The sequence below is a fragment of the Rhodobacter maris genome (genome assembly GCF_900217815.1).
Taxonomy (GTDB): Bacteria; Pseudomonadota; Alphaproteobacteria; order Rhodobacterales; family Rhodobacteraceae; genus Rhodobacter; species Rhodobacter maris.
The window spans coordinates 1-12,719 of sequence record NZ_OBMT01000006.1 but is presented as its reverse complement, the minus strand read 5'-3'; the positions used below and the strand labels follow the sequence as shown (position 1 = coordinate 12,719).

Annotated in this window: 13 protein-coding genes; 5 read left to right on the top strand and 8 right to left on the bottom strand. The window is 64.0% G+C overall.

All coding sequences use genetic code 11. The features are described from left to right. Positions 1-74: 74 nt before the first annotated feature. From CRO22_RS09875 to CRO22_RS09840, 8 genes are all read right to left on the bottom strand, one after another. A complete protein-coding gene (locus CRO22_RS09875; RefSeq protein WP_097069987.1) occupies positions 75-1,562 on the bottom strand; it encodes a DegQ family serine endoprotease in 1,488 nt (495 codons plus the stop codon). Between the two features lie 141 nt (positions 1,563-1,703). After that, positions 1,704-1,895, bottom strand: a complete 192-nt coding sequence (locus CRO22_RS09870; protein ID WP_097069986.1) for a DUF2065 family protein — start codon at positions 1,893-1,895, stop codon at positions 1,704-1,706. Continuing rightward, positions 1,895-2,785, bottom strand: a complete 891-nt coding sequence (gene hflC / locus CRO22_RS09865; RefSeq protein WP_176518619.1) for a protease modulator HflC — start codon at positions 2,783-2,785, stop codon at positions 1,895-1,897. The genes CRO22_RS09870 and hflC overlap by 1 nt, the downstream gene beginning before the upstream one ends. After that, positions 2,782-3,909, bottom strand: a complete 1,128-nt coding sequence (hflK, locus tag CRO22_RS09860; protein WP_097069984.1) for an FtsH protease activity modulator HflK — start codon at positions 3,907-3,909, stop codon at positions 2,782-2,784. Before hflK ends, hflC begins: the two co-directional genes overlap by 4 nt. Before the next feature lie 104 nt (positions 3,910-4,013). After that, positions 4,014-5,366: a glutathione-disulfide reductase gene (gene gorA / locus CRO22_RS09855; RefSeq protein ID WP_097069983.1), complete on the bottom strand. Its 1,353-nt coding sequence runs from the start codon at positions 5,364-5,366 to the stop codon at positions 4,014-4,016. A gap of 90 nt (positions 5,367-5,456) precedes the next feature. Next, positions 5,457-5,951, bottom strand: a complete 495-nt coding sequence (locus tag CRO22_RS09850) for a hypothetical protein (RefSeq protein WP_097069982.1) — start codon at positions 5,949-5,951, stop codon at positions 5,457-5,459. A 21-nt stretch (positions 5,952-5,972) separates the two neighbouring features. Continuing rightward, positions 5,973-6,758 (bottom strand): ribose-5-phosphate isomerase RpiA, encoded by a 786-nt coding sequence (gene rpiA, locus CRO22_RS09845; protein ID WP_097069981.1) that lies wholly within the window; start codon positions 6,756-6,758, stop codon positions 5,973-5,975. A 131-nt stretch (positions 6,759-6,889) separates the two neighbouring features. Then, complete coding sequence (locus CRO22_RS09840; protein ID WP_176518607.1) at positions 6,890-7,939, bottom strand: Hint domain-containing protein; 1,050 nt, start codon at positions 7,937-7,939, stop codon at positions 6,890-6,892. A gap of 148 nt (positions 7,940-8,087) precedes the next feature. Here CRO22_RS09840 and CRO22_RS09835 point away from each other — a divergent pair, with 148 nt between their 5' ends. The 5 genes from CRO22_RS09835 to CRO22_RS09820 all read left to right on the top strand — a co-directional run bounded on the left by CRO22_RS09835 (position 8,088) and on the right by CRO22_RS09820 (position 12,640). Beyond that, on the top strand, positions 8,088-8,747 hold the full coding sequence (locus CRO22_RS09835) for an SDR family NAD(P)-dependent oxidoreductase (protein WP_097069980.1): 660 nt from the start codon (positions 8,088-8,090) through the stop codon (positions 8,745-8,747). Between the two features lie 282 nt (positions 8,748-9,029). After that, a complete protein-coding gene (locus CRO22_RS18660) occupies positions 9,030-9,389 on the top strand; it encodes a hypothetical protein (RefSeq protein ID WP_141399436.1) in 360 nt (119 codons plus the stop codon). 451 nt (positions 9,390-9,840) lie between these two features. After that, complete coding sequence (locus tag CRO22_RS09830; RefSeq protein ID WP_281254751.1) at positions 9,841-11,484, top strand: recombinase family protein; 1,644 nt, start codon at positions 9,841-9,843, stop codon at positions 11,482-11,484. After that, positions 11,481-12,377 carry a plasmid partitioning protein RepB C-terminal domain-containing protein gene (locus CRO22_RS09825; protein ID WP_217991888.1) on the top strand — a complete coding sequence of 299 codons (897 nt, stop codon included), beginning with the start codon at positions 11,481-11,483 and terminating at the stop codon, positions 12,375-12,377. Before CRO22_RS09830 ends, CRO22_RS09825 begins: the two co-directional genes overlap by 4 nt. Then, positions 12,374-12,640 carry a ParB N-terminal domain-containing protein gene (locus CRO22_RS09820; protein ID WP_097069978.1) on the top strand — a complete coding sequence of 89 codons (267 nt, stop codon included), beginning with the start codon at positions 12,374-12,376 and terminating at the stop codon, positions 12,638-12,640. The genes CRO22_RS09825 and CRO22_RS09820 overlap by 4 nt, the downstream gene beginning before the upstream one ends. Positions 12,641-12,719 lie beyond the last annotated feature (79 nt).

The window sequence follows — 12,719 nt, the reverse complement described above, 5'->3', positions numbered from 1 at the left end:
CCTCTCTCCGACTCAAAAGGCACCCTTCCGGGTGCCTTTGTCTCGCGTGGCAATCAAGCCCCTGCGGGCCCCGCTCAGTCGATCGGCACCGCCACAAAGCGCGGCTCGCCCCCGCGGCGGATCAGCAGCAACACCGATTTGCGGCCGCCCTCCTTCGCTTCGCTCACCCGTGCCTCCAGATCGCCCACCGACAACACCGGCTGCTGACCCGCCTCGACGATCACATCGCCCTTGCGCAGCCCCTTGTCGAAAGCCTCGCTCGACTCGTCGACATCGGTCACCACGAGGCCGATCATCGCCGCGGGCAGATTGAGTTCGGAGCGAAGCTGATCGGAAAGCGGCGAGAGCGTCATGCCGAGCACCACGCCATCGCTGCCGCCCGGGCTGGCCTTGCCAGTGTCGGCCCCGGCCTCCGAACCCTCGGCCAGTTCGCGTTGCCCCAGCGTGACGAGCAGCGTCTGCTCCTTGCCCTCGCGCATCACCACGACCCGCACCGCCTCGCCCACCGGTGCATCGGCGACCCGGCGCACCAGATCCTTGCTGTCCTTCACCGGATTGCCGTCGAAGCTGGTGATCACATCGCCCGATTGCATGCCCGCATCCTTGGCCGGGCCATCGGGCACATCGGAGACCATCACCCCTTCGGGCGTCGAAAGGTTCATCGCCTCCGCCATGTCGGGGGTCACATCCTGGATCTTCACGCCGAGCCAGCCGCGCCGGGTGGCGCCGAATTCCTTCAGCTGGCTCACCACCTTGGAAACCACATTCGAAGCCATCGAGAAGCCGATGCCGATCGAGCCGCCGTTGGGCGACATGATCGCGGTGTTCACCCCGATCACCTTGCCCGCAGTGCTGAACAAAGGCCCGCCCGAGTTGCCACGGTTGATCGCGGCATCGGTCTGGATGTAATCGTCATAGGTGCCCGAAAGCTCGCGATTGCGCGCAGAAACGATGCCGACCGAGGTGGAGAAGCCCTGACCAAGCGGGTTGCCCATCGCCATCACCCAGTCGCCCTCGCGCATCGTGTCGCTGTCGCCAAAGCTCACAAAGGGCAAGGGCTTGTCGCTCTCCACCTTCAGAAGCGCGATATCGGTTTTCGGATCGGTGCCGATGAGCTTGGCGTCAAGCTTGGTGCCATTGGCAAATTCGATCGAGATCTCGTCGGCATTCTCGATCACATGGTTGTTGGTGACGATATAGCCGTCTTCCGAGATCACGAAGCCCGAGCCGAGCGCGTCGGAGCGATGCGGCCGCGCCGGGCCGTTCTGCCCCGGCACGTTCGGCATGCCGAATTCCTTGAAGAACTCTTCGAAGGGCGAGCCCGGCGGAAAGCCCGGCATGCCGCTCGCCGGCTCGGTGACAACGGTCGAGGTGGTGATCATCACCACCGCCGGTTTCACCTGTTCGACCAGATCCGCAAAGCTTTCGGGCGCGGCAAAGGCATGGGCGGGGGTGATCGGCGCCACGGTGAGCGCCGTCGAAAGGAGCGCCACGCCGAGGAGCGTCTTGACAAAATGAGAAGCCGCGGCGCGGGGCTGCTGGCGAGGGGCGGTGATGGTCATCAGGTTCTCTCCCGTGGTCCTTGCCGGCGCGGGGACCGGCCTGGCGTTGTTATGAAGCCTAAGCGGCACGGCCTTCAAATGAAAGCCCGTCGCGGCGCGTAAATTCGATGTGAGAGCCATGATGGGACGGGCGCGGCCCGATCAGGAGAAAAACCGCACCAGCGCCACCACTGCTACCCCGGCGGCCACTGCGGCAAGCCCGAGCCTGCGCCGCCCCTCGGGGCCGAGCGCAGCGATCAGCGCCAGCGCCTCTTCAATGCGACGAGGGGCCAGCGCAAGCGCCAGCCCCTCGATCACCAGCACAAGTCCGAGTGCGGTGACCAGCGATGCCATCAATTCCCGGCCGCCTCCGGGCCGAGCGATTTCACGAACCGGTCATAGTCGAAATAGAGGCTGTCCGGCTCGGTCACGAGCGAGGAGGAGCCCGGTTTCAGACTGTCGGCGTAAAACTGCAGCGCCCGGGTAAAGGCAAAGAAGGACGCATCCTTGCCATAGGCCTCGGCATAGATCGCGTTGCGCTCCGCATCGGCCTTGCCGCGCACGATTTCGGCCTGCTTGCGCGCCTCGGAGGTGAGTTCCACCACCTGACGGTCGGCGGTCGCGCGCACGCGCTGCGCCGCCTCGCCGCCGCGGGCGCGCTCATCCGCCGCCTCGCGCTGCCGCTCCGCACGCATCCGGTCATAGGTCGATTGCAGGTTCTGCTCAGGCAGGTCAGTCCGCGTCAGCCGCACATCGATCACGTCGATGCCAAGCGCATTCGCCTCGCGCCGGGCGATGTCACGGATCTGGTTCATCAGCGCGGTGCGGTCGTCCGACAGAACCGCCGTCGAGGGCACCGAGCCCATGACTTCGCGGATCGCGTTGTTCAGGATGCCGTCGAGCCGGTTCTTGGCGAAATTCTCGCCGCCATCGCCCACCGCCTCGCGGAACTTGACCGCATCGACAATGCGCCAGCGCGCAAAGGCATCCACCACAAGGCGCCGGTCGTCGAGCGGCGTCACCTCAAGCGGCTGGGTGGAAAGCGCGAGAATCCGGTCGTCGTATTTCACGACATTCTGCACCAGCGGGATCTTGAAGCCGATGCCGGGGGCGGTGCGCGAGGAGACCACCTCGCCGAATTGCAGCACCAGCGCCTTTTCGCGCTCGTCGACCGTGTAGACGGAGGACAGGGCAACGCCGAGCGCGATCACGCCGACGGGGATCAGAAGTTGCGCGCGCATCAGTTGCTCCCTCCGCTGGTCAAGCCACCCTGCGGGCGCAGCCTGTCAAGCGGCAGATAGGGCACCGCGCCCGCCGTGCCGTCGATCACCACCTTGTTCACGTCGCCCAGCGTCTGGCTCATCGTCTCGTAGAACATCCGCCGTTTCGTCACATCCGGGGCCTTGCGATATTCCTCGTAAACCGAGACGAAACGCGCGGCCTGACCCTGCGCATCATTGACCACCTGGGCGCGATAGGCCTCGGCTTGCTGCTGGATCTGCGCCGCCTGCCCGCGCGCCTCTGCCGTCACCTTGTTGGCATAGGCATCGGCTTCCTTCTCGAGCTTGTCGCGCTCCTGTTGCGCGGCCTGCACGTCGCGGAAACTGTCGATCACCTCGCGCGGCGGATCGGCGCGGTTGAAGTTCACCCGCACGATGTTGATGCCTGCCTGATAGCTGTCGAGCGTCTGCTGCGCCGCGGCGCGCAGATCGGCCGCAATCACGCCGCGGTCGCGGTTGAGAATGGGCGCGAGCGCCGAGCGCGCGATGATGTCGCGCATCGCCGATTCACTCACCGCGCGGATCGTGTCTTCCGGGTCGGCAAGGTTGAAGAGGTATTTCTGCGGGTCCGAAACGTTCCAGACGATCTGGTAGTTCACATCGACGATGTTCTGGTCGCCCGTGAGCATCAGGCCCGAATCCATCGCGCTGCCGCGCCCGGTGCCGATCTCGGTGGTGCGCTCGTCAGTGACCGGGATCACTTCGGCCGTCACCACGGGCCAGGGCGCGAAGTTGAGGCCGGGGTTCCCGGTCGCGCGGTATTTGCCGAACATCAGTTCGATCGAGCGTTCGTTTTGCTGCACGGTGTAGAACGAGGCCCAGGCCCAGGCGGCCAGAAGCGCCAGCGCCCCAAGCCCGAGCGTGCCAAGCGTGAAGGCCGGGCCATTGCCGCGCCCGCCGCCGCCGGGGCGGCCGCCATTGCCTGAGCGCCCGCCCATCAGCACGCGCAGCTGCTCGGAGCCCTTTTTCATGATCTGGTCGATCTCGGGGATGGAATTGTTGCCGTCCTGCGGGCGGCGCGGGCCGGGGCGGCGCGGCGGTTCGCGGTCATCGCCGCCGCCCGAGCCCCAGGGTCCTCCGTTCGTCATGCTGTCCTCACCTTGTGTCTCTTACGCCCCGAAGTGGGGATCATGCGTCAAATTTCAACCGTTTCGCTCATGTTTGCCGCAGGCTTTTGCCGCGTCAATGCCGGTCAGTGATGCCGCACCGGCGAACGCATCGTCACCAGCTCCTCGGCCATGGTCGGATGCACCGCGCAGGTGGCATCAAATTGTTCCTTCGTTGCCCCCATCTTCATGGCGATGGCGGCAAGCTGGATCATCTCGCCCGCCTCCGGGGCAACGATATGGCAGCCAATCACCTTGCGGCTTTCCTTGGCGACCACGAGCTTCATGAGGACACGGTCGTCGGCGCCCGCGAAGGCCGAGCGCATCGGCCGGAACGCACTCACGTAAACCTCGACCGGGCCGTGTTTGCGCGCCTCTTCCTCGGACAGCCCGCAGGTGCCGAATTCGGGACGAGTGAAGACCGCCGAGGCGATCAACGCGTGATCGGTTTTGCGCGGCTGCGCGCCAAAGATCGTATCGGCGAAGGCATGGCCCTCGCGGATCGCCACGGGCGTCAGGTTCACCCGGTCGGTCACATCGCCCACGGCATAGATCGAGGGGATATTGGTCTGCGACCAGTCATCCACCACCACAGCCCCGTTTGGCGCGAGCGCCACACCCGCCGCCTCAAGCCCGAGGCCATGGGTGTTCGGCACTCGCCCGGTGGCATAGACGATGGCATCAAATTCCTGACTGCGGCCATCGCCACAATGGGCCACAAAACCGCTCCCCGATGTCGTCACCCGGTCGATGACCACGTTCTCATGCACGTCAATGCCGCGCGCGCGCATCCGTTCCACGATCAGGTCGCGGCATTCGGTATCAAAGCTGCGCAGCAGGGGCGAGCGGTTCCACTGCGCAACGTCGCTTCCCAGCCCGTTGAAGACACAGGCGAATTCCGAAGCAATATAGCCGCCCCCGACAATCAGCAGACGCTTGGGCAGCGTATCGAGATGAAAGAGATCGTTGGAGGTCAGCACATGCTCGCAGCCGTCGAACTTCGGCACGAAGGGGCGCCCGCCCACCGCGATCAGGATATGCTTGGCCGAGACAACCGTGCCATCGGCGAGCCGCACCTCATGCGTGCCCGCCACCGTGGCGCGCTGATTGAAAACGTGCACGCCCGCATTTTCCTGACCGGCACGGTAGATGCGCTCCAGCCGGTCCAGCTCGGCATGAAGCTTGGCGCGGAAGGCGCGCCAGTCAAACGCGCCGATCGTCGCGCTCCAGCCATAGGCCTGCGCCTCTGCCACCGCCGCGGGCATCGAGGCGGCAAAAACCATCAGCTTCTTGGGCACGCAGCCGCGGATCACACAGGTGCCGCCCATCCGGTCTTCCTCGGCGAGCGCCACCTTGGCGCCATAGCCCGCCGCGATCCGCGCCGCACGCACGCCGCCGGAGCCGCCGCCGATCACGAAGAGGTCGAAATCGAAGCTCATCTGCCGTCCTTTCGCTCCGCGGTTCATTGCCGCCCGAAGGACTTAGCCCTCACCGCCCCGAAGGACAAGCCGAGCGGGGCGCGGCGGGCGTTATTTGCCCGCGGCCGCGATCGAGGGCACCCGCGCAGCCAGCTCCGCGCGCCAGGCCGCATCCTCTTCTTTCGTCAGAACCCAGCCCGGGATCGAGAGATCGCGCAGCCGCACCGCCGCCTTGCCGCCCGCTTTCGAGGGATCTTCATCCTTGTCATGCAGCTCGGCATAGCTGACGGAGGTATACTTGCCCCAGAACCGCGCCACCTCGAGCCGGTCGGGGCGGAACACCAGCGCCGGTCGCGGCAGCGACCAGAGCACCCAGGCGAGGAAAAAGCACAAAACCGCGCCGACAAGACCGGTGAGCGCGGACCAGACCATCCCCGCCTCCCCCCCGCCGCGGAGCATTTCCACGAGCGCGAAAGCCGGCGAAATCGCCTGCACAAGCCCGATCACGATGATCCCTGCCGCCCAGACATGGGGCATCTTTGCCCGCCCCTCGATCACCAGATCGGGCCGATGCTCGGGATGGTCTGCCTTCGCCTCTGTCGCCATGGTTTTGCCCCGGTCGATTGCTCAGTCGATATCGGCAAATATGTTGCCATCCTCGGCAAAGTCGATGCGCTCCTGCGTCACGGTGCCCTCGTTGATGTCGCGCAGCTCGACTGCGCCATCGGGGCCGCCAATGATCACCATGTCGCAGATGTCGATGAACAGCCCGTTCTCCACCACGCCCGGGATCTGGTTCAGCGCCATCGCGAGCTGACGCGGATTGGCGATGCGGTTGAGGTGCAGATCCACGATGTGGTTGCCCTCGTCGGTGATATAGGGCTGGCTGCCGGAGAGCCGCAGCGTCGTCTGCCGCCCCAGCACATCGACCGAGATCAGCATTTCCTCGATCAGCGCGCGGGTGGTCTGCCAGCCAAAGGGCACGACTTCGACGGGGAGCGGGAAAGCGCCGAGATTCACCACCTCTTTCGACGCATCCGAAATCACGATCATGCGGTCCGAGGCGGTGGCAACGATCTTTTCTTGCAGCAGAGCTCCGCCGCCGCCCTTGATCAGATTGAGCTCGCCGTCGAATTCATCCGCGCCGTCGATCGTCAGATCGAGCCATTTCGCCTCGTCGAGGCCGATGACCGGGATCCCCACCTGCCGCGCCAGATCCGCTGTGCGCGACGAGGTCGGCACGCCGGTGATCCGAAGCCCCTCCTCGCGCACCCGCTCGCCAAGGCAGCGCACCATCCAGGCGGCGGTGGAGCCGGTGCCGAGGCCAACCTTCATGCCATTTTCGACAAAATCCACAGCACGGCGGGCAGCGGCGAATTTCGCCTTGTCGATGGGGGAAAGCTCGGCGGGCATGGGATCTCCTCTCGGGCAAGCGCCGCCTCAGGCCCGGCGCGCGAATGGGCGATGGTCTGGGGCGGTTATAGCCAAGCCGGACCGGCCGTGCGAGCGATATTTACCCTTCTGCCGCGCCCCGGGGCACCGCCTCAAACCCGTTGCAACCCCGCGACCTGTGCGGGGCCGAGCCCGGCCCGGTGCTGCAAGATCAACCGGCCAACCTTGACGGGCGGCACGATCGGCCGCGCGGGCAGCCGCAAGAGCGGCGCGTCGCTCAGCGCGTCGCGCAAGCCCCGCGCCTGCACCGGCTCCATGATCCGGAACGCCTGCTGCCCGAGCAGCAGGCTCTCGGCGCGGGCATTCTCGGCAAAAATCACCTCATGAGCGGGCAGCAGCACATGCACCCATTCAATCCGCGGACAGGGCATTCGCGCCACACCGGGCAGGCCGACGAGCGTTTTTGCCGCCACCAGCACTTCCTCACCCGCGAGCGGCCCCGCCGTGGGGCGCAACAACACCCGGTGTTGTCCGGACAGAAAAAGCGGCCGATCATTGCCGAGCACGCCCGCAGAAATGCGCACCGGCGCCGAGGCCCCCATTCCGTTCACCCGCCAGCGCCCGACCCAATCCACCGCAGCAAAGCCATTGTCGGAGGTCTGAATCCGGTCCCCCGGCCCCAGGGTCTCGACCGGCTTCGGCCCGCGCCGGGTGGCGATCAGCGTTCCGGCCGCAAAACAGACCGCCATCTCGTTCGAGGGCACCGCCGGGTCGCTCGTTTCGATCGCGACAATCAGGTAGCTCTGCCCGGCAATGAGCCGCCCGGCACTTGCGATGCCCTGCACCGCACCTTCAGCTTCCAGCGCATGAAGGGTGACGTTGTCTGCCGGATCGGCAGAGCCGAGGGGTCGGATCACATAGGAAAAGGCGATCTCGACATCACCCGCGGCGCCAGGGTCGCAAGCGTCTCCGATAAAAGCCTTCGCAGTGGCAGGCCCGCGCCTCCCGTCGGCCTCTTTTGACAACGCATCCCCGTCGGAGGGATCGACACGGGGCAGATCGACGCGGTACGGCCGGGCCTCTGGCAACAGGGTGAAGGTACTCGCCCCCACCGCATCGACATTGGCGACCCCAGTCGATCCGAACGGATCGGGGCCGGAAAGGATCAGATCGCGGAGATGCCAGGCACCGAAGAAGGGCATACGGGGTCCAGAATTTTTTCCCATTCTCCGGAGCAGAAATGAAATTCGACTTAACGGGATTATTCTGTTTCCGCGGACTGCGCCAAAGCGACGCTTGCGCGGGGGGCCGCGCGCCCCTAGAACCCGAGCGAAAAGATCGGAGGAGCCCATGACCGACCAGCCGCAAAAGAAACTCGCCCTTGTCACCGGAGCCTCGCGCGGGCTCGGCTTTGCCATTGCCGAGGAACTTGGCAAACAGGGCTGGCATGTGCTCGCCGTGGCACGCACCGTCGGCGGGCTCGAAGCGCTTGACGACCGCATTCAGGCGGCAGGCGGCACCGCCACGCTCGCGCCGCTCGACATCTGCAAGACCGAGGAGATGGAGACCCTCGCCAATGGCATCCTGGGCCGCTGGGGGGGGGTGCAACTCTGGGTCCATACCGCGATCCATGCCGCACCGCTGACCCCGGCCGGCCATCTCGACGCAGAGGATGTGGAAAAATCGGTGGCGACGAATTATACGGCGCTCACCACGCTCATTCCGCTGATCGAACCCGCGCTCCGCGCGGGCGAGGGCAAGGCGCTCTTTTTCGAGGATGACCGCACCGGCCTGCCGTTCTGGGGCTCCTACGGTGCGACGAAAGCGGCGCAGATGTCGCTGGTGCGCAGTTGGCAGGCGGAGACCGCAAAAATCGGCCCGAAGGTCTGCATCGCCCAGCCGCAACCGATGGAAACCGCAGTGCGCGCGCGCTTCTTCCCCGCCGAGGACCGCGATCCGCTGATCGACTGCCACGCGGAGGCGCGGCGCATTCTGGCCGAACTGAATTAGGGGCGCAGCCCCTTCCTGGCCTGCGGCCAATGCCCCCAAGGATCGTTGCGCCCGGTCGGGCAGAGAACCGGCGCCGTTTCGGCTCGCTCCAAATATCCCGGGGGGGCTCCGCATCAGCGTAAAATGATCGTCGTCGAAGAATAGCCCCGCGGGTATGCTTCCAACAGAAGCATCGCGGGGGTTCAATGAAGATAGGTCAAATCGTCCAAAGCAGCGTTCGGGCAATCTTCAAATACTGCGAAGAGGTATTGGACGCGCGAAAATGTGGTTCATGGCGTCCCCGTGCGCGTGACGAGCCAATGGTTCAATCCTCCGACCAGCAAGAGCCTTCCCCTTGTGCAGCGCTACTTGGCCAGCAGAGGGCTCTCCGTAGATTTTCTCCCTGAGACCGCGACTTCCGATTCCCCGCCGCCGGACGATGCCATCCGCACTGCGCGAGGGCGCTACAAGGGAAATGCCATCGGGAACGCACAGAATTATCTGGTACGGAACATTCTGAGCCGTCTCGGCGATGAGCGGTTCAATGCGCGGCAATGGCAGGCAGTGGTGGACGCGTTCGGCCGCGCTTGCACCTATTGCGGCGCAGAAAACGTCGCAATGCCAGTGGCTTATAAGTCGTTCACCAAATCCGCGCCGTCGTGAGGTCCAGAAAATATCGGCCCGGAGAGACCGCTTCCGGGCCACCTGGCTGCAAGGGTAGTGTTCAGCCCACCCCGCATAACCCAGAAAAAAAGGGAAAATCCTGCCGAAGTAAGCCCCTGAGAACGCTTTCACGGAGGCAAGTGGCGGAGGAGCCAGTCTGGAGCTATCCCGTCTCCGCGAAATTCTCTGCAAACAGGGAAATTAGCAGCGAATTTCTGCTGTTTTCGGGCAATCAACGCCAAATTCTGCGGAAATATCCACGCCTATTCAATGCCTTATTCTGCATTCCCCAATGACAGGAGCAGAGAACTTTTGGGGGCCGAACAAGCTAATTTCTTCTTCAAGCAGGGAACTGGATCTCAGCGGCACGATCCTGCCGATGCAGACCTCCGGTGTCATTTGAGCGGCCTCGGACGCGATGGAATCTGCTATCGTGAAGGGGACTCATAGAATGACGAACGACCTTACCCGGGCCTCTGCGGCACCGGGGTTGGATGTTTTGTTCTGGCGCAGATGGAGGCCGAGCCCGGTGGTGAATCCCGCGTTCCCAGACAGTGCACGCGATGGTCCGTCCCTAGTTCGGGCGGCCGAGTACGTGCGCATGTCTACCGATCACCAGCGCTACTCGACTGAAAACCAGGCCGCGGCAATCCAAGCCTACGCCGCACGGCGCGGTATGGAGATCGTCCGCACTTACGCCGATGAAGGAAAGAGCGGGCTGCGGATCGAAGGCCGGGACGCTCTGAAACGTCTGATCGAGACCGTAACCTCCGGAAGCGCGGATTTCGACGTCATCCTTGTCTACGACATCAGCCGTTGGGGTCGTTTCCAGGACGCAGACGAGAGTGCCTATTACGAATATATCTGCCGGCGCGCCGGGATCGACGTGCACTATTGCGCCGAACAATTCGAAAACGACGGCAGCCCCATGGCCACGATGTTCAAGGGCTTCAAGCGTGCCATGGCTGGCGAATACAGCCGAGAGCTGTCGAGCAAGGTTTTCACCGGGCAATGCCGCCTGATTGAAAAAGGCTTTCGTCAGGGTGGTCCCGCCGGGTTCAGTTTACGCCGCCTGCTCATCGATCAGCACGGGGTTCCCAAGGCAACGCTCACCCAAGGCGAACACAAGAGCCTGCAAACCGATCGCGTCGTGCTCGTGCCGGGCCCCGAGGAAGAAGTTGCCGTCGTTCGGGAGGTCTACCGCGCCTTTGTTTCAGAAGGTCAAAACGAAGCACAGATCGCCGATGGGCTGAATGACCGTGGCATCCTGACGGACCTTGGTCGGCCCTGGACGCGGGGTTCCGTCCATCAGCTGCTGATCAACGAGAAGTACATCGGCACGAATGTCTGGAACCGGGTGTCGTTCAAGCTCAAGAAGAAGCATGTCCGCAACGATCCTGAAACTTGGATCAGAGCACCGAACAGCTTTCCGGCAATCGTCGATCCGACGCTCTACGAAGCAGCCAAGAAGATCATCGCCGCGCGCTCGGCCCGCATGTCCGACGCGGAGATGCTCGCTGCGCTGCAAACGCTGCTGGACCATCAGGGGGCCTTGTCGGGTCTTATCATCGACGAGGCCGACGAAACCCCATCGAGCAGCGCCTACAGCCATCGGTTCGGCAGCCTGCTCCGGGCCTATCGTCTCGTCGGTTTCAGGCCGCGGCGCGACTACCGCTACATCGAGATCAACCGCGAACTCCGCCGGCTCCATCCCGAAGTCATCGATGAAGTTCTGAGTGGGATCTCCGCTGCAGGCGGCGCCACCACACGAGATGCGACGACCGATCTCATGACTGTCAATGGCGAGTTTACCCTGTCATTGCTCATCGTCCGCTGCGCCCGCACCCAGGCTGGATCGTTCCGCTGGCGTGTGCGGTTCGATACCGGGCTCGTACCGGACATCTCCGTTGTCATCCGGATGGACGAACGCAACCGGAAACCTTTCGACTACTTCCTCTTCCCCCTCCTCGACATCGGCACCGGCAGACTTCGTCTTGCCGAGGACAATGGCCTCGCCCTCGACGGTTATCGTTTTGACAGCCTCGATCCGCTCTACGCGCTCGCAGAGCGCAAACCTCTCAGGGAGGTAGCATGACCGATCCGCCCCGCCCCCAGCATCTTCGAATGATCCCGATCGATCGGATCGGAGTTCTGAATCCACGTGCCCGCAACAAGCGGCTACACAGGGAAATCGTGGACAACATCGATGCCGTCGGGCTCAAGCGACCGGTGACCGTTCGCAGACACCCTGACGATCCCGAGCGCTACGACCTGGTTTGCGGCGAGGGCCGGCTGGAAGCCTTTCGACTGCTTGGGCAGGAGAAGATTCCGGCGGTCGTCATTGAGGCAGAGGACGCAGCCTGCATGGTAATGAGCCTCGTGGAGAACATTGCACGGCGCCAGCATCGTCCGATCGATCTGATGCTAGAGATCGGCAACCTTCACCAGCGCGGCTACACCGATGTCGACATCGCCGAAAAGATCGGCTGCACACAAAGCTGGGTGAACGTGATCGTCACGCTCCTCGAGCGCGGCGAGGAACGGCTTGTAGCGGCGGTCGAAACCGGCCTCATCCCTGTCAGCCTCGCCGTCGACATCGCCCGCGCGAAAGGCGACGATGTGCAGGCTCTCCTGATGGACGCCTATGAGGCTGGCCAGATCAAGGGCAAGAAGCTCGGCAAGATCCGCCGTCTGCTGAACCAGCGACTCTTGCAAAAGAAGACCGTGCCGGACAGCGGCTTGGGCCGACGGGGTGGAAGCCGCAAGCTCACCCAGGCCGATCTGATGAAACTCTACCAGCGAGAGGCCGACAAGCAGCGCATCCTGGTCCGGAAATCCGACGTTACCCAGGCCCGGCTGATCTTCATCGTCGAAGCCTTGAGGGATCTGCTTTCTCAGGGGGAGTTCCCAGAGCTTCTCCGCGATGAAGGCCTCATCGACATGCCCAGAGCTCTCGCCGACCGGCTGATGCCGGAGCCAGTCCGATGAGCGCAGATCGCCGCGGCACGCATGTCGTCAAGCTTGCCTTTGAATACGACACCATCGACCTCGCAATCGAACAGCTTGTTCCGTTGAAGGTGCTGCGCCCGGGCGCCAAGGAGAGCAAGAAATATGCGCAGATCCGTAGTTCGATTAAGGCGATCGGATTGGTCGAGGCGCCGGTCGTGGCGCGCAGCCTTGATGACGCAGCGAAGTTTTTCCTGCTCGACGGCCATATGCGGATCGAAGCCCTTAACAGGTCGCTGAAATAGTCGGCCTCGACCTTGGATGCAGAACATGATTCACCCCTTCTCACGGCGAGAGGGGATCATGATGCGGGGCACGGACGAG

Bases quoted from the DNA above. Each gene is read 5' to 3' on its own strand.
- CRO22_RS09840 (WP_176518607.1), bottom strand. From the start codon at position 7,939: ATGCCCTTCTTCGGTGCCTGGCATCTCCGCGATCTGATCCTTTCCGGC.
- CRO22_RS09850 (WP_097069982.1), bottom strand. From the start codon at position 5,951: ATGGCGACAGAGGCGAAGGCAGACCATCCCGAGCATCGGCCCGATCTG.
- rpiA (WP_097069981.1), bottom strand. From the start codon at position 6,758: ATGCCCGCCGAGCTTTCCCCCATCGACAAGGCGAAATTCGCCGCTGCC.
- CRO22_RS09830 (WP_281254751.1), top strand. From the start codon at position 9,841: ATGACGAACGACCTTACCCGGGCCTCTGCGGCACCGGGGTTGGATGTT.
- CRO22_RS09870 (WP_097069986.1), bottom strand. From the start codon at position 1,895: ATGGCATCGCTGGTCACCGCACTCGGACTTGTGCTGGTGATCGAGGGG.
- CRO22_RS09820 (WP_097069978.1), top strand. From the start codon at position 12,374: ATGAGCGCAGATCGCCGCGGCACGCATGTCGTCAAGCTTGCCTTTGAA.
- CRO22_RS09835 (WP_097069980.1), top strand. From the start codon at position 8,088: ATGACCGACCAGCCGCAAAAGAAACTCGCCCTTGTCACCGGAGCCTCG.
- CRO22_RS09825 (WP_217991888.1), top strand. From the start codon at position 11,481: ATGACCGATCCGCCCCGCCCCCAGCATCTTCGAATGATCCCGATCGAT.
- gorA (WP_097069983.1), bottom strand. From the start codon at position 5,366: ATGAGCTTCGATTTCGACCTCTTCGTGATCGGCGGCGGCTCCGGCGGC.
- CRO22_RS09875 (WP_097069987.1), bottom strand. From the start codon at position 1,562: ATGACCATCACCGCCCCTCGCCAGCAGCCCCGCGCCGCGGCTTCTCAT.
- hflK (WP_097069984.1), bottom strand. From the start codon at position 3,909: ATGACGAACGGAGGACCCTGGGGCTCGGGCGGCGGCGATGACCGCGAA.